The sequence below is a fragment of the Bradyrhizobium sp. P5_C11_2 genome (assembly GCF_054049755.1).
Map to the genome: position 1 here is coordinate 1 of NZ_JBFULT010000098.1, position 16,253 is coordinate 16,253.

13 protein-coding genes and 1 tRNA gene are annotated in these 16,253 nt (G+C 63.8%); 11 read left to right on the forward strand and 3 right to left on the reverse strand.

The features are described from left to right. Positions 1 to 282: 282 nt before the first annotated feature. The 8 genes from ACXJL8_RS12565 (at position 283) to ACXJL8_RS12600 (ending at position 7,138) form a co-directional block, all read left to right on the forward strand. Complete coding sequence (locus tag ACXJL8_RS12565; protein ID WP_456685058.1) at positions 283 to 1,344, forward strand: acyltransferase family protein; 1,062 nt, start codon at positions 283 to 285, stop codon at positions 1,342 to 1,344. 254 nt (positions 1,345 to 1,598) lie between these two features. Next, positions 1,599 to 1,672, forward strand: a tRNA-Gln gene (locus tag ACXJL8_RS12570). 166 nt (positions 1,673 to 1,838) lie between these two features. Beyond that, on the forward strand, positions 1,839 to 2,195 hold the full coding sequence (locus ACXJL8_RS12575; RefSeq protein WP_456618749.1) for a DUF1428 domain-containing protein: 357 nt from the start codon (positions 1,839 to 1,841) through the stop codon (positions 2,193 to 2,195). A gap of 300 nt (positions 2,196 to 2,495) precedes the next feature. Then, positions 2,496 to 3,749, forward strand: coding sequence for an ABC transporter substrate-binding protein (locus ACXJL8_RS12580; protein ID WP_456685059.1), 1,254 nt, complete (start codon positions 2,496 to 2,498; stop codon positions 3,747 to 3,749). Positions 3,750 to 3,816: 67 nt separating this feature from the next. Further along, a complete protein-coding gene (locus ACXJL8_RS12585) occupies positions 3,817 to 4,680 on the forward strand; it encodes a branched-chain amino acid ABC transporter permease (RefSeq protein ID WP_456618747.1) in 864 nt (287 codons plus the stop codon). 13 nt (positions 4,681 to 4,693) lie between these two features. Beyond that, positions 4,694 to 5,665: a branched-chain amino acid ABC transporter permease gene (locus ACXJL8_RS12590; RefSeq protein ID WP_456685060.1), complete on the forward strand. Its 972-nt coding sequence runs from the start codon at positions 4,694 to 4,696 to the stop codon at positions 5,663 to 5,665. Continuing rightward, positions 5,655 to 6,422, forward strand: a complete 768-nt coding sequence (locus tag ACXJL8_RS12595) for an ABC transporter ATP-binding protein (RefSeq protein WP_456618745.1) — start codon at positions 5,655 to 5,657, stop codon at positions 6,420 to 6,422. Before ACXJL8_RS12590 ends, ACXJL8_RS12595 begins: the two co-directional genes overlap by 11 nt. Beyond that, a complete protein-coding gene (locus tag ACXJL8_RS12600) occupies positions 6,419 to 7,138 on the forward strand; it encodes an ABC transporter ATP-binding protein (protein ID WP_456618744.1) in 720 nt (239 codons plus the stop codon). Before ACXJL8_RS12595 ends, ACXJL8_RS12600 begins: the two co-directional genes overlap by 4 nt. Before the next feature lie 86 nt (positions 7,139 to 7,224). On the opposite strand, the gene ACXJL8_RS12605 is transcribed toward ACXJL8_RS12600, so the two are convergent. From ACXJL8_RS12605 to ACXJL8_RS12615, 3 genes are all read right to left on the reverse strand, one after another. Beyond that, positions 7,225 to 7,791 carry an invasion associated locus B family protein gene (locus ACXJL8_RS12605; protein WP_456685061.1) on the reverse strand — a complete coding sequence of 189 codons (567 nt, stop codon included), beginning with the start codon at positions 7,789 to 7,791 and terminating at the stop codon, positions 7,225 to 7,227. A 65-nt stretch (positions 7,792 to 7,856) separates the two neighbouring features. Further along, positions 7,857 to 11,003, reverse strand: coding sequence for a multidrug efflux RND transporter permease subunit (locus ACXJL8_RS12610; protein ID WP_456618742.1), 3,147 nt, complete (start codon positions 11,001 to 11,003; stop codon positions 7,857 to 7,859). Then, positions 11,000 to 12,172 carry an efflux RND transporter periplasmic adaptor subunit gene (locus tag ACXJL8_RS12615; protein WP_456685062.1) on the reverse strand — a complete coding sequence of 391 codons (1,173 nt, stop codon included), beginning with the start codon at positions 12,170 to 12,172 and terminating at the stop codon, positions 11,000 to 11,002. Before ACXJL8_RS12615 ends, ACXJL8_RS12610 begins: the two co-directional genes overlap by 4 nt. 390 nt (positions 12,173 to 12,562) lie before the next feature. Between ACXJL8_RS12615 and ACXJL8_RS12620 the strand changes: the two genes are divergently transcribed. From ACXJL8_RS12620 to ACXJL8_RS12630, 3 genes are all read left to right on the forward strand, one after another. Beyond that, positions 12,563 to 12,802, forward strand: coding sequence for a hypothetical protein (locus tag ACXJL8_RS12620; RefSeq protein WP_456618740.1), 240 nt, complete (start codon positions 12,563 to 12,565; stop codon positions 12,800 to 12,802). A gap of 227 nt (positions 12,803 to 13,029) precedes the next feature. Continuing rightward, positions 13,030 to 15,444: a TonB-dependent receptor gene (locus ACXJL8_RS12625; protein WP_456618811.1), complete on the forward strand. Its 2,415-nt coding sequence runs from the start codon at positions 13,030 to 13,032 to the stop codon at positions 15,442 to 15,444. Positions 15,445 to 15,446: 2 nt separating this feature from the next. Beyond that, on the forward strand, positions 15,447 to 16,136 hold the full coding sequence (locus ACXJL8_RS12630; protein WP_456618739.1) for a Fe2+-dependent dioxygenase: 690 nt from the start codon (positions 15,447 to 15,449) through the stop codon (positions 16,134 to 16,136). Positions 16,137 to 16,253 lie beyond the last annotated feature (117 nt).

The following is a 16,253-nucleotide window of genomic DNA, read 5'->3' on the forward strand; positions in this document are numbered from 1 at the left end:
TAGTAGGGGGTGCTTTGGGCGGAATGGTCGGGTCCCGATCCCGCGATCGGGTGATGCAACTGCTGCGAATTGTCGCGCATCTCGTGCGGTGACGTGTGCGTCGGGATGTTTGGAGGCCGCGCTGGCGTTCGAACCACGCGTGCCAATGGGGATGGTCCCGCGGCTTCCATCCAGACATGGAGCCCGGCCGCCGCATGCCGATGAGCGCTCCGAGGGCGGCGGCCGCTTGTTCAATTCTAATCGTCGGTTTAGGTTCGCCTCTACCAAGGGATGTGGGGGCCAATGGGGTCTGTTCGTTTTCTGCTGGCGGCGATCGTTGTCGGATTTCACTGCCAGTTTGGCGTCCTTCATCAGACGATCGGAGGCCTGGCCGCGGTAGAAGTCTTCTACATCATCAGTGGCTTCTACATGGCCGCTGCCTATGAGCGGCACTATCCGGGACGGCCTGCTGCGTTCATTGCCAGCCGCTTCGCGAGGCTTTATCCGTTCTACTTCACGGTCTTGATGGCTACGTTCGCTCTCCATTGGTGGAATYCGGCGAACGAAAGCGGCATCTTCAATTCCTTCCGCACGGACACGCCGCCGTATCTGATCAACCTGTCGCTGCTGGGTCTCGATCTCTATTCGGTCATGCACAGCACCACGTACCTGTTGGTTCCGCAGGCATGGTCGATCAGCGCGGAACTCGTCTTCTACGCGCTGCTGCCCGCCCTGCTTTTGCTCAATGGGAAGCGGCTCGCCGGCTTGGTGGTCGCTGCCTTCGCGATCAAGATGATCATCCTTCACTTCTGCGAATGGCAATGGGCTTATTTCCCGTTCTTCAGCCAGATCRGCTATTTCGGCACGGGGGTTTTGCTGTTTTCGTTGCGGGATCGCCTGACCTGGTCGACGCGTGCGGGCTACTGGCTCGCCGGTCTCTACAGCCTCTATCTCCTGGGCGACCATTATGCCGACGTCGACTTTCATGGCGGCATCGTTCAGGGGGTGCCGCTGGTTCTCGTAACCTGCATCGTGATTCCGACGCTCTTCAAGCGGATCAATGGGCCGCTGTCGACCGCACTGGGCGACGCGTCCTATGGAGTCTATCTCTCGCACTTTCTCTTTATACAGATCGCGATCAATTTGCGGCTCTTTGACCCGATCACGCTGACCGATCCGCACAGCTTGAGCCATTGGCGAATTCTGCTTCAGACCGCGGGCATCCTGCTCTCATCCACCGCGGTCGCGCTCGCGTTTGAATTCACGGCCCAGCAATGGATCGACCGGGGGCGCCGATCGATCTTCTACAGCCGCGAAGGAAAACCAGATCCGTCGCGGCCGCTGTACCGGCGTGAGGCTGCCTGAGGGGGGCTGTGCATGGTCGATCGGCGATCTGCCGCGATTAGCGACCAGTGCGGATGTCGCTGCGGCGGGTGAGGGCGTGCACGCCGTTTTGCAGGGTGTGAACGCAGCGAGAACGGGCTGACGTTGTTCACAGAAGGACTGGACCGCGAAGGTCAGCGCGGCTATATGAGCGGCCTGCGAGCCGCTGATTTGCAAAACATTCAGCCAGCCTCGCAAAACTTCCGAAGAAAGCTTAGCGATTTCAAGCGCTTCGGTGGGGAATGGTGTAACGGTAGCACAACAGACTCTGACTCTGTTTGTCTTGGTTCGAATCCAGGTTCCCCAGCCAATTCCGGCGCCTTTCCCCGAATTCACAGTTCGCCCCGCATCCGGAGCCGCGCGCCGCAAAGCCCGGTTCTGCTCGCGGCGGTTTGTCTCATCTGAAAATCGGCGCTTCCGGTCGGATCGCCGTGCGCCCCAGCGTCCTTGGGACACACAACCCAAGGAGATCCGTGATGCCCTATGTCGATGGTTTCGTGCTGGCCGTGCCCAAGGACAAGATCGAGCCCTACAAGGCGCTGGCAAAGACGGCCTGCGCGGTCTGGATGGAGCACGGTGCGCTCGATTACGTCGAGTGCATCGGGGATGACGTGCCCTTTGGTGAACTCACCTCGTTTCCGCGCGCGGTGATGGCGAAGGAGGACGAGATCGTGGTGTTCTCCTGGATCGTCTACCGCGACCGCGAGACCCGCGACGCCGTCAACAAGAAGGTGATGGCGGACCCGCGGCTGAAGCTGGACGGCATGCCGTTCGACGGCAAGCGCATGATCTATGGCGGCTTCACGACGCTGTTGAGGGCAAGCGATGCCTGATTGAGCCGGGCAGAACAGAGCAAGCGATACCCGTAGCCCGGATGAGCGCAGCGACATCCGGGAATGCTGCCGCCGCGATCCCGGCTATCGCTTCGCTCACCCGGGCTACGACTTCGCGCGCTGGGCTGGCGTTGCGAAACTCACTTACGCATGCAGCATCGTGGCAATCCGTTTCACCTTGCCGGTGACCGACCGGCATGCCATCCTCCCGCCGCCAGGCATAATCAAACGGAAGCGGGCGCTCAGCCCAAGCTTTCCAAAAAATCTTGGTTGGGGAAACCCTTTGGGAGGTCTGATTTCATGACATTGAAGCACGTCACCGGGCTGCTTTGCGCGGCCGCGATGTCCCTTGCGCTCGCCGCCGGCGCGCGAGCCGAGGACAAGGTCGTCAAGATCGGCGCGATCCTGCCGATGTCCGGCGGCACCGCCTCGATCGGCGCGCATGCCAAGGCGGCGCTCGAAGTCGCGATGGACATCATCAACAACGCGCATCCCGAGCTCGGCAATCTGCCGCTGGCGAAGAACGCAGGTCTTGCCGGCCTCGGCGGCGCCAAGATCGAAATCGTGTTCGCCGACAACCAGGGCAACCCGGCGACGGGCCAGAACCAGGCGCTGCGCCTGATCACGGAGGAGAAGGTGGCGGCCGTGTTCGGCGCCTACCAGTCCGGCATCACGCTGACCTCGAGCGCCATCGCCGAGAAATACGGCATCCCCTATCTGAATTCGGAATCGGTCGCCGCCAATCTCACCGAGCGCGGCTTCAAATGGTTCTTCCGCACCACGCCGATCGCGACCGATTTMGCGAAGGCTTATGTCGATTTCCTCGCCGACATCAAGGCGCAGGGCGCCAAGACCGACAGCATCGCACTGGTTCACGACAATACCGAATACGGCACCTCGGTCGCGAACACGATCGGCACGGCCTTCAAGGACAAGGGCCAGGCGATCGCGCTCGACGTCGCCTATCCCGTCAATGCGACCGATTTGCAGGGACAGGTGCTCCAGCTCAAGGACAAGAAGCCCGACGTCATCATCATGATCAGCTACACGTCGGACGCCATCCTGTTCGCGAAGACCATGCAGTCGCTCGACTACAAACCGCCCGTGCTGCTCGCCGACGACGCCGGCTATTCCGATCCGTCCTTCATCAAGGCGGTCGGCAAGATCTCGCAAGGCGTCTTCAACCGTTCGTCATGGTCGGTGGGGCCGGCCGGCTCACCATCAGCCATCATCGCCGACATGTACAAGAAGAAGAGCGGCGAGGAGATGGACGACACGGTCGGCCGTCAGATGCAGGGCTTCTTCGTGCTCGCCGACGCCATCGACCGCGCCGGCTCCACCGACCCTGCAAAGATCCAGGCGGCGCTGAAGGCCACAGACCTCAAGCCCGAACAGTTGATGATGGGCTACAAGGGCGTGAAGTTCGACGACAAGGGCCAGAACATTCTCGCCTCCGGCCTCATCATCCAGCTCCAGGACGGAGAGAACTATACCGCGGTGTGGCCGAAGGCCAGTGCCGCGAAGGCGCCGGTGCTGCCCTACAGGGGCTGGTGAGAATTCTTGATGGCGGGGCCGCGCGTCCCGCCGTTCCCAGGGTGATTTGATCAGAGCAACGCGGCTCATGTCCTTTGTACTCGTGCAGGTGGTCGTCGGCGGGCTTCTGCTTGGCGCCGTCTACGCCCTGTTTTCCTCAGGCCTCACGCTGGTGTGGGGCATGATGAACATCGTCAATTTCGCGCATGGCGATTTCGTCATGCTCGGCATGTACGTCGCCTATGTCGTCTACACCTTGATGGGGGGAGGGCCGATCCTCGGCGCACCGCTGGCGACGCTGGTGCTCGCGACCGTCGGCGTCGTGGTCTATTTCGCCCTGATCCGCGACATCATGAAAGGGCCGATGCTGGCGCAGATCCTCGGCACCTTCGGCCTCGCGCTGCTGTTACGTTACTCTGTGTTCTGGTGGTTCGGCGCCAACTTCCTGTCGATGCCGCAAAACATCGTCGGCGGCACCTTTGCCGTCGCGGGCCTGCGCATCGAGGCCTCGCGGCTGCTCGCCGGCGTCGTCGCGCTGCTCGTGACGTTGGGCCTGCATCTGCTGCTGACGCGCACCTCGCTCGGCTCGAAGATGCTGGCGGTGGCGGAGGATGCGACAGCGGCGCAACTCATGGGCATCCGCCCCGACACCATGCAGGCGATCGCCTGGGCGATCGCGGCTGGCGCCACCGGCCTTGCCGGCGCGCTGATCGCGAACTTCTTCTACATCGTGCCGACGGTCGGCGAGACGCTCGGCATCGTCGCCTTCGTCACGGTGTCGCTCGGCGGTTTTGGTAGCGTGCCGGGTGCACTGGTCGCGGGCCTGCTGATCGGCGTGATCGAGTCGCTCTCCGGCTATCTGATCGGCGCGGTCTACAAGGACATCGTCGTCTATGTCCTGTTTCTGCTCTTCCTCTGGTTCCGGCCGCAAGGCTTGATGGGCAAGACCTGATGGGGAAGATGTGATGCGGCGCTTGATCTGGCTCACGGTCGTTGCGGCGATTGCGATCGCCTATCCGCTGCTGCTGTCCTCGCCGTTCCAGCAGCGCCTGGGCGCGCTGGTGCTGCTCTATGCCATCGCCGCGTCGGCCTGGAATATCGTCGGCGGTTACGCCGGCCAGGTTTCGGTCGGGCATGTCGTGTTCTTCGGCTGCGGCGCCTATGCGGCGATGGGGTCCTATGCCAAGTTCGGCCTGTCGCCGCTGTTCGGCATCCCCGGCGGTATCGTGATCGCGGTGGGGCTGGCCGCGATCATCGGCGTGCCGACATTGCGGCTATCGGGGCATTACTTCAGCATGGCGACGATCGCGGTCGCCGAGACGATGCGGCTGATCGTCACCAACACCGACTGGCTGGGTGCGGCCGTCGGGCTCTCCGGTCCAACTGTCCCGCGCAACGTCTTCGATCTCTCGTTCCTGTCGTCGCTGCCGTACTACTATCTCTTCCTCGCCGTCCTCGTGATCACGCTGTTGATCACGTGGTGGATGACCAACAGCCGGATGGGGTTTTACCTGCGCGCGATCAAGGATTCCGAACGCGCTGCGCGCTCGCTCGGCGCGCCTGCGAGCCGCACAAAACTCTACGCCTTCATGCTGAGCGCGGCGCTGACCAGTGTCGCCGGCGCGCTCTATGCGATGATGTTCGGCTTCGTCGATCCGGAGTCCGGCCTCGGCATCCTGATCTCGGTGAAGATCCTGATCATGGCGGCGCTCGGCGGGGCAGGGCTCCTGTTCGGGCCGCTGGTGGGTGCTGCGATCCTGGTGCCGCTGGAGGAGATCTCCAACAGCTGGCTCGGCGGCAAGGGGGCAGGGCTCACTTTCGTGCTCTATGGCGCGATCATCGTGGTGATCGCGCGCTTCCAGCCGGGCGGCCTGCTCAGCCTGTTCAAGCGGCGCAGCAAGCCGAGCACCGAGACGGGAGCAGGCCATGCTCCTTGAGGCGCGCGGGATCACAAAAGCGTTCGGCAGCTTCAAGGCGGTGGACGATGCCTCCGTGACGCTGGAGCAGGGCGACATTCTCGGCCTGATCGGCCCGAACGGGGCCGGCAAGTCGACCTTCTTCAACTGCCTGACCGGCGACCTCAAGACCACCTCGGGCCATGTGCTGTTCGAGGGCCGCGACATCACCGACCTCACGCCGGAGCTGCGCGCCGGGCTCGGCCTCGCCCGGACCTTCCAGGTGCCGCAGACGTTCGAGGGCATGACGGTGCTCGAGAACGTCATGATCGGCGCCTTCCTGCGCACCTCGCATCGCAAGGAGGCCGAGACCAAGGCGCGCGCGGTGCTGGAGCGCGTCGGCATGAGCAGGCTTGCGGATGCGCCGGCGCGCTCGCTCGGCACGCCCGGCCGCAAGCGGCTGGAGATTGCGCGGGCGCTTGCGACCGAACCGAAAGTGCTGCTGCTCGACGAGGCCATGGCCGGCCTCAACGCGCACGAGGTGAGGCTTGCGATCGATCTCGTCCGCGCCATCCACCGTTCCGGCATCACGCTCGTGATCGTCGAGCACATCATGGAAGTGATCATGTCGCTCGCGAGCCGCGTGATGGTGTTTCACCAGGGCAAGGAGATTGCGCGTGGCTCGCCCCGCGAGGTCACCTCGAACCCGGCCGTGATCGCGGCCTATCTCGGCACCCGCGCGGCGAAGGCGGCCGCCGGCCACACGCCGGTCGAACTGTTGGGCGGGCCGGATCTATGAGCGGGGCGCTGCTCAGGATCGAGCACCTCGAGGTGCGCTATGGCGACCTCATCGGTGTCTCCGACGTCTCGCTGGAGGTGCCCGAGGGCAGCGTCGTCGCGCTGCTCGGCTCCAACGGCGGTGGCAAGACCACGACGCTGAACGCCATCGCCGGCCTCATTCCCGTGCATTCCGGCACGATCAGCTTTCGCGGCGAGGACATCGTCGGCCAGCAGGCCTTTGCCATCGTGCGCAAGGGGCTCGCGCTGTCGCCRGAGGGCTGGCGGCTGTTCGTGCAGCAGAGCGTCGAAAACAACCTGATGTTAGGGGCGACGCCGCTGCACGACAAGTCGCGCAAGGCCGCATTGCTGGAGCGGGTCTATGAGATCTTTCCCCGGCTGAAGGAGCGCCGCAACCAGCGCGCCGGCACCATGTCCGGCGGCGAGCGGCAGATGCTCGCGGTCGGGCGTGCGCTGATGAGCGATCCGAGATTGCTGATGCTCGACGAGCCGTCACTTGGGCTGGCGCCCGCGGTGGTCGAGTCCATGTACGAAACCTTCGGCCGCCTGCACCGCGAGGGTCTCACCATCCTGCTCGCCGAGCAGTCGATCGAGCTGGCGCTGGAAGTCTCGGATTTTGCGACCGTGCTCCAGGTCGGCAAGAGCGTGCTGTCGGGCACGGCGGCGGCGCTCGCGGAGGACCCGCAGGTGCAGAAGGCTTATCTCGGGGTGGAGTGATCGATCTCGGCCTGGAGCAGCAGCGACAGGCAGCCGGGGATGTTGCGCCGGCACGATCGACCTGCGGCAGTAACGGCGAGGCCCCGTTACTTGATCTYGTCGTAGGCCGCCGCGAAATCGTTGAGCGGCATCGGAATCGCGATGGTCTCCTTGGCCATGTTCTGGAAGGAGACCTTCAGCTGCTTGCCGGACCGCAGGGCAGCGAGCAGATCGGGCGCGATCGGCGTCGAGGCGTAGCAGCCGCGATTTTCACAGGTCTGGATCTGGAGATCGACCGCCTTGCCCTCGTCGACCTGGAGCTTGGCGCCGACCGGCAGATTGAGGCCGAGCGGCAATTGCAGCAGCGCCACCGGCGTGCGGGTATCGGTCGGGATGCGGATGTTGATCAGGACGATGGTCTGGCCGGTCTTGGTCAGCACCGCGTTCTGCTCGATCGCGCATTCGAGCGGCGCGTCGCGGCTCGGGCTGGTGCAGCGCGCGATCCAGCCGGCCTGCTGCGCCGGGGCGCCGTCAGCCTGCGCCTGCTGCGTCGGAGCAGGGGCGGGCTGAGCGGCCGGAGCCGCGTTCTTCTTGGCGCCTTGCTGGGCATACGCGGCGCCCGTCGACAGCAGGGCAACGGCGGCGAGGGCGACAAGTCTGGATTGCTTGGGCATGGCGTACCGCATTGGCGTGAACCGAGGGCATCGCTGTACCGTCGCGAGGCGCGCGGTGCAAGCTGCTACTCGGCGGCTTCCTTAACGGTGCCGTGCTCGACCGTCTCCTCGCCTTCGCCGTCACCCGAACGGCCCCAGCCCGAGAACCAGTTGTTGAGCTCGTCGAGATAGAGATAGACCACCGGAGTGGTGAACAGCGTCAGCGCCTGGCTGACGATCAGGCCGCCGACCATGGCGTAGCCGAGCGGCTGACGGATCTCGGCGCCGGTACCGTGGCCGAGCATCAGCGGCACGCCGCCGAGCAGGGCGGCCATCGTCGTCATCATGATCGGACGGAAGCGCAACAGCGCGGCCTGGCGGATCGATTCCTCCGGCGTCTTGTGCTCGTCGCGCTCGGCGGCGATGGCGAAGTCGACCATCATGATGCCGTTCTTCTTCACGATGCCGATCAGCAGAATGACTCCGATCAAAGCAATGAGGCTGAACTCGAAGCCGGCCGCCATCAGGATCGCGAGCGCGCCGACGCCTGCCGAGGGCAGGGTCGACAGGATCGTGATCGGATGGATGTAGCTCTCGTAGAGAATGCCGAGGATCAGATAGACCACGACCAGCGCCGCGAGGATCAGGAGCGGCACGGTGCCGAGGGACTGCTGGAACGCCTGCGCCGTGCCCTGGAAGCTCGAATTGAGCGTCGGCGGTGCGCCGAGATCGGCCATCGCCTTCTGCACGGCCTCGGTGGCCTGGCCGAGCGCGACGCCCTGGGCGAGGTTGAAGCTGATCGTGATCGCCGGGAACTGGCCCTGATGGCTGATCGAGAGCGGGCGGACCGGATCGGTGCTCCAGGTCGCAAACGTCGACAGCGGCACCTGGTCGCCGGTCAGCGGTGATTTCAGATAGAGCTTGTTGAGGCTGTCGAGACTGCCCTGCATCTCCGGCAGGATCTCGAGGATCACCTTGTAGGTGTTGAGCTGGGTGAAATACTGCGTGACCTGGCGCTGACCGAAGGCGTCGTACAGCGTGTCGTCGATCAGCTGCGGCTGGATGCCGTAGCGCGCAGCGGTATCGCGGTTGATCTTGAGCTGAACCGTGGTGCCCTGGGTCTGCTGGTCGGTCGCGACGTCGCGCAGCTCCGGCAGCGTCGCCATCTTGGCGAGGATCTTCGGCGCCCAATCGTTGAGCTCGGCGAGATCGGCGTCCTGCAGCGTGAACTCGAATTGCGTGCGGGTCGGCCGGCCGCCGAGCCGGACGTCCTGGGCCGCCTGCATATAGAGGCGGGCGCCGGACACCTTCTCGAGCTTCGGACGCAGCCGCGCGATGATCTGCTGCGCGGAGGCATCGCGCTCGTTGCGCGGCTTCAGCGTGATGAACATGTTGCCGTTGTTGCCGGCCCGGCCGCTGCCGCCGATGTTCATCGCGATGGATGCGATATCGGGATCCTCCATCACGATCTTGCCGAGCTCGACCTGGCGGCGCTGCATCTCCGCGAACGAGATGTCCTGGGAGGCTTCCGACGTCGCGGTGATCAGGCCGACGTCCTGCTGCGGGAAGAAGCCCTTCGGGATCAGGACGAACAGGTAGACCGACAGAGCAAGCGTGGCGAAGAAGATCACGAGTGTGGTGCGGCGCCAGGCCAGCGCGTGGTCGAGCCCCCATTCATAGCCGCGCAGCATCGCATCGAAGCCGCGTTCGCTCCACTGGTAGAATCGGCCGTGATTCACCTCGCCATGGGCGCGCAGGAAGCGCGAAGCCATCATCGGCGTCAGGGTCAGCGACACGAACATCGAGACGAAGATCGTCATCGCCAGCACGACGGCGAATTCGCGGAACAGGCGTCCGATGATGCCGCCCATCAGGAGCAGCGGGATCAGCACGGCGACCAGCGAGATGCTGATCGACACGATGGTGAAGCCGATTTCCTTCGAACCCTTGAAGGCTGCCGCCATCGGCGATTCGCCTTCCTCGATGTAGCGCGTGATGTTCTCGAGCATCACGATGGCGTCGTCGACCACGAATCCGACGGCGATCGTGAGCGCCATCAGCGACAGATTGTCGAGCGAATAGCCGAACACCCACATCAGCGCGCACGCGCCCAGCAGCGCCAGCGGAACCGTGACGGTGGGAATGACGGTCGCCCAGAAACTGCGCAGGAAGATGAAGATGACCATGACCACGAGGGCGATGGTCAGGAGCAGCGTGAACTGGACGTCCTCGACCGCGGCGCGGATGGTCGTGGTGCGGTCGCTGATCACCTCGATCTTGATCGCGGGCGGGATCGCCGCCACCAGCCGGGGCAGGGTCGCCTTGATCCTGTCGACGGTCTCGATGACGTTGGCGCCCGGCTGCTTGAACACCACCAGGAACACGCCGCGCTTGCCATTGGCCCAGGCCGCCTGCTTGGCGTCCTCGGGGCCGCTGACCGCCTGGCCGATGTCGCGGATCCGCAAGGGGCCGCCGTTGCGATAGGCGATGATGACGTCGTTCCAGTCCTTGGACTGGGTGAGCTGGTCGTTGGCGTAGATCGTGTAGGCGCGCTTCGGACCGTCGATATTGCCCTTCGGGCTGTCGACCGTGGTGATCGCGATCTGGCTGCGCACATCCTCCATCGACAGGCCCTTGGCGACGAGCTTGGCCGGGTCGATCTGGATGCGGATGGAGGGTTTCTGCTGGCCGCCGATGAAGACCTGCGCCACGCCCGAGAGCTGGCTGATCTGTTGGGCGAGCTGGGCGTCGACCGCGTCGCTGACGCTGGTCAGGGGCATCGTCTCGGAGGTCGCCGACAACAGCAGGATCGGGGCGTCCGCCGGGTTGACCTTGCGGTAGGTCGGCGGCGAGGGCAGGTTCTTCGGCAACTGGCCGCTGGCCGCGTTGATGGCGCCCTGGACGTCATTGGCCGCGCCGTCGATGCTGCGGTTGAGGTCGAACTGGATGGTGATCGACGCGGTGCCGAGATAGCTCGTCGAGGTCATCTGGGCGATGCCGGGGATCTGGGCGAACTGGCGCTCCAGCGGCTGCGCCACCGACGAGGCCATCGTCTCGGGGCTGCCGCCCGGCAGGTTGGCGGTGATCTGGATGGTCGGGAAGTCCACCTGCGGCAGCGGCGCGACCGGCAGCAGGGGATAGGCGACGAGACCGACAAAGAGAATGCCGGCCATCAGCAGCGAGGTGCCGATGGGATAACGGATGAAAGGTGCCGAAATCCCGCCCGCGTTCATTCCTGTCGAACCTTGTTCTGGGCCGGGTCCGAACTCGCCACGGCCGTGGAGACGAGGCTTCCGGGCTGGACCTTGAATTGCCCGCCGGTGATCACCTGCTGCCCTGGGCTCAAGCCTTCGTCGACGACCGACCGGCCGTCGATGGCGTAGCTGACCTTGATCTTGTGGACTTCAGCCTTGTTGTCCTGATTGACGGTATAGGCGTAGAGGCCGTTGGTCGAATGCTGGACCGCGTCATCCGGAACCACGGTCGCGTCCTTCAGAGTGCGTACCAGAAGCCGGGTCGAAACCGACTGGCCCGGCCACAACGCGTGGTCCTTGTTGTCGAACACCGCCTTGAGGCGAATAGTCCCGCTGGACGTGTCGACCTGGTTGTTGATGACGGCGAGCTTGCCCTCGGCCAGCGTCTTCTTGCCGTCGGTGGTGAACGCAATCACCTTGAGGGCGCCCGCCTTCTGGCCCTCGGTGATGTAGGGAAGCTGATCCTCCGGCGCGGTGAAGATCACCGAGATCGGCTCGACCTGCGAGATCGTGACGATTCCGGTCTGCGTCGAGGCGTTGACGATGTTGCCGATGTCGACCAGGCGCAGGCCGGCGACGCCGGTGATCGGCGCCTTGACCTGGGTGTAGTCGAGCTGGGTCTGGGCGTTGGAGATCGAGGCTTCGTCGGCGGCGATCTGGGCGGTGAGCTGGGCGACGGTCGAGCGCTGGGTATCGACCCGCTGCGCGGTCGCGAATTCGCCGAGCTTCATGGCACGCTGCAGTTCGAGATTGGCGTTGGCCAGATTCGCTTCGTCCTGCGCCTTCTTGGCTTTGGCCTGGTCGAGCGTGGCTTGATAGGGGCGGGGATCGATCGAGACCAGAAGATCGTCCTGCTTGACGATCTGGCCTTCGGTGAACGCGATCTTGTCGATCTGGCCGTCGACCCGGGTCCGCACCTGGACGGTGTTGAAGCCTTGAACCGTACCGAGGCCGGTCAAATAGACCGGGAAATCGGTCTTTTGGACCGGTGCGACGCTGACGGGGATGGCGGGCGGGCGCGGCGGACCCTTTTGAGCGGTCTGCGCTTTCCCGGCCTCGGGGCCGGCGAATTTCTGCCACCCATAATAGCCCGCGGAGGCCACGGCCGCGATGATCAGAATCCAGAGGATCGGCCGTGTTTTTTTCATTTCGGCTCGCGTCGGCTCGTATGCCCAAACCAACGAATTGTGGGGCAGTCAAAGGGTTCCAGCGCGCTTGTATAATACACGCCAAGTTCCAGTGTAAACAGCACTATCGGCTGAGAATCCTAAACAATTGGAAAGCTTTGCACGGCTTAGGCAAGCTTGTGGCGCAGCGGTGTGCAGTGCTGCATTTTCCCGGGGCGAGCGATCTGCGAGCAAAACTTGTGCAATGCTCGGAAGCGGTGTGGGCGGACCCATATCGCAATGCCGGCGGATCCGCCGAGACGGGCAGCGAGCGCTGCCCTGGCGAGAACGGTTCTAAATCGCGCGCACGGTGTTCCGGTTGTCAGGAAAATCAGCATCGGTCATATCGGCCTCGCACAACGGGGGCGCAGGATGGACGAGCTGAACGGCAAGCTGATCGCGTGTCAGATCTTGATCACGGGACTGATCGCGCGCGTCGCCAACGAGCAGCGCGATCCGTTGCGCTTCCTCACCGACTTCCGCGACGAGATCAAAGCCGTCGTGAAGGGTGTCAACATCGCCGGCATGGACAACACCGATCGGGTGCGCGCGGTCGCGCAGCAGACCGTCGACGAATTGTTCTCGTTGATGAAGCCGCCGAGCAGCGATTGATGTCGTGATCGCGACGCCGTCCGTTGCAGTATTTTTCGCACCGGCTTTAGAACGAATCCAAATCTCGATTTAGAACGATTTCAATGTTCAGTTTAGAATCGTTTTGATCTGGACTTATTCAAGCGTTCTCGCGGGCTGCTCGCATTGACCCGCTATTTTGCGGCCGATACCAACACCCCATCGTTCATCGAAGTGAATGAGCGAGCAAGAAGATGGGGCGTTTGGTAATGGGGCAGGTGGTCGCACCGAAGTCGTTGCGTTCGGTCGCAGCGTACGATTCGATGGACGAAAAGTCGTCGGGTGGTTCTGGCAAGACGGTCTCGGCCGTTGCGAGTTTGATCGCAGTGGCGTCGGTGTCGAGCGGCGCGCAGGCGCAGCAGTCGAATCTGCCGCCGGTGACGGTCGACGCGCCCGTCGAGCGTCCGCGTCCGACCGCCTCGAAGCCCACGCCGGAGCAGGTCCGCGCGCGCAACGCGCTACGCCGCGCAGCCCAGCGTCAGCAGGCTCAGCAGGGCGCTGCCGTCACGCCGGGCTCGGTCAGCGGCGCCGTAGACCGCAATCCCTATGCCGATCCTGAGGCCCCGTACAAGGTCGACCGCGTCCAGGCCTCCGGCAAGTTTCCCGAGCCGCTGCTGAACACGCCGAAGTCCATCACCGTGCTCAGCAAGGAAGTGCTCGAGGACAAGAACGCCACGACGCTGAAGGAGATCGGTCGCTCGACTGCCGGCGTGACGCTGGGATCGGGCGAGGGCGGCAACGCGTTCGGCGACCGCTTCTTCATCCGCGGCTTCGACGCGCGCAACGACGTCTTCATCGACGGCATCCGCGATCCCGCCGTTTCCATCCGCGAGAACTTCTTCACCGAGCAGATCGAGATCCTGCGCGGGCCGGCGTCGTCCTATGCCGGCCGCGGCACCGCCGGCGGCGCCATCAACATCGTCACCAAGCAGGCCGGCGACGTCAACTTCAAGCGGATGGATACCGAGTTCGGCACCGACAGGACCAAGCGCGTCACGCTCGACGTCAACCAGGTCATCGATCCGACCTTCTCGGTGCGCGTTGGCGGCCTGTTTCAGGATGCCAATGTCGCCGGCCGCAACTACGTGACCGATGATCGCTGGGGTAGCTTCATCTCGACCAAGTACACCCCGACCAACGACATCAAGATCACGACCAACTACGTCCATACCGACCTCAGCGGCTACCCCGATTTCGGCGTGCCCTACTACAAGCAGGGCAACGTCCCGGTGACGTCGGCGGGCATTCCGCGTGGAAACTGGTACGGCTTCCTCAACCGCGATTTCCAGACCGCGCGGCAGGATTTCGGCACCGGCACGATCGAGTACAAGGTCAACGAGGCCATCACGCTGAGCAGCAAGGTGCGCGGCGAGCACTCGCTGCTCAACTATATCGGCACGCTGCCGCAGAATCCGAATACGAGCAGCCTCAATCCGCTGCTCTGGACAACGACGGCGAGCGCGCAGAGCCGCTACCAGAACGTGGACGTATGGGCCAACCAGAACGAAGCGACGTTCAAGCTCGACACCGGCGGGGTCAAGCACACTGCGGTGTTCGGCGTCGAATATTCGAATGAGAACATCTCGATCGACCGTTACGCCGGCCTTGCGGCGGAATTGGCGGGCGCCGGCTTCACCAGCAACGGTGCCGCCACCGGGGTCAATCTCTACTCCCCCCAGTACACCTACGCTCCCTTCGGCACGCCGTCGCTGGTTGGCAATCCGACGCGCTATGGTGTCAACACCAGCAGCGTCTATGTCATGGACACCGCGAACTGGCAGGACACCATCATCGTGAACGGCGGCGTCCGCTACGACGGCTACAACATGAGCTCGTCGACCAACTCGCCGAATTATCTGAAAATGAACGCCGATCTCGTCAATTACAACGTCGGCCTGGTCTACAAGCCGATGTCGATCGGCAGCGTCTATGCGGCCTATGCGACCTCCGCCAATCCGTTCGGCTCGGAGCTTGATGCGACCGGTACCGAGTACGGTGGCGTTCCGTTCAACACGCCGATCTTGCTTGGGCCCGAGCGCAACAAGGCGGCCGAACTCGGCACCAAATGGGAGCTGGTGGATCGTCACCTGCTGGTCAGCGCTGCGCTGTTCCAGACGACGAAGGACAATGCGCGCGAGAACAACGCCGCGGGCCTGCTCACCTCGAACGCGGCCTACCGGATCCAGGGCATCGACATCGAGGCGGAAGGCAAGCTCACCGACCGCTGGAGCATCTTCGGCGGCATCGTGCTGATGCAGTCGAAGGTCACGCAGAGCAATATCCCCTCCAACATCGGCCTGCAGCTTGCCAACGTGGCCCACCAGTCGTTCAGCATGCTGACCAAGTACAAGTTCGACGGCGGCTGGGAGCTCGGCGGGCAGGCGGTGTATCGCTCGAGGGTCTTTGGCGGCACGTTTGCGGCCAATACCGGCAACGAGCTGCATAGCTATTGGCGCTTCGACGCGTTCGTCGAGAAGAAGATCGACGCGAACTGGACCATGAAGTTCTACGCGCAGAACCTGACCAACCAGCTCTATTACGACACGCTCTATCGCAGCGCCGTGCCGTTCGTGGCGGTCGCGCCGGGGCGGGCCTTCTACCTCGTGACGACAGCGAAGTTCTGATCATGCTGACGTGCCTGCCTGGCGTCCTGAGCAAAGATGATGTGGTGGAGTTCCGCCGCATCATGGACGCCGGCGAATGGGAAGACGGCCGTTCCACCGCGGGCGCGCAGTCGGCCATGGTCAAGCGCAACGAGCAGCTGCCTCCGGACAGCGAGGTCGCACGCAAGCTGGGCAACCGCATCATTTCGGCGTTGACGTCGAACCCGCGGTTCCTGGCGGCGGCGATCCCGCTTCAGATCTTCCCGCCGCTGTTCAACCGTTACGCGGCGAGCAGCGGCCATCATTTCGGCCTCCACGTCGACAATGCGATCCGCGGCGACCGTCTGACCGGCCTTCGCATCCGCACAGACCTGTCGGTCACGCTGTTCCTCAGCGAGCCCGAGGAGTATGACGGTGGCGAACTTGTGATCGAGGACACCTACGGTTCGCACGAAGTCAAGTTGCCAGCCGGCGACTGCGTGCTCTATCCCTCGACCAGCCTGCATCTCGTCACGCCGGTGACCCGGGGAGCACGGGTTGCGTCTTTCTTCTGGCTTCAGAGCATGATACGGGACGATCAAGCCCGCAGCATGATCTTCGACCTCGACACCGCCATTCAGGCGCTGGTGGCACGGCTCGGGCGTGACGATCCCGAAACGGTCAAATTGACGGGTATCTATCACAACCTCATTCGCTACTGGGCCGAAGTATGAAGAGCACATCTTTCCAAGCAAGCCTTGCCGCAGCCATGATGCTGGCGGCCGCCTGGTTCGCATCCCCTGTTTCCGCCCAGCAACAAGCCCAGCCGGCGGCGGCTCAGCCGTCGGCAG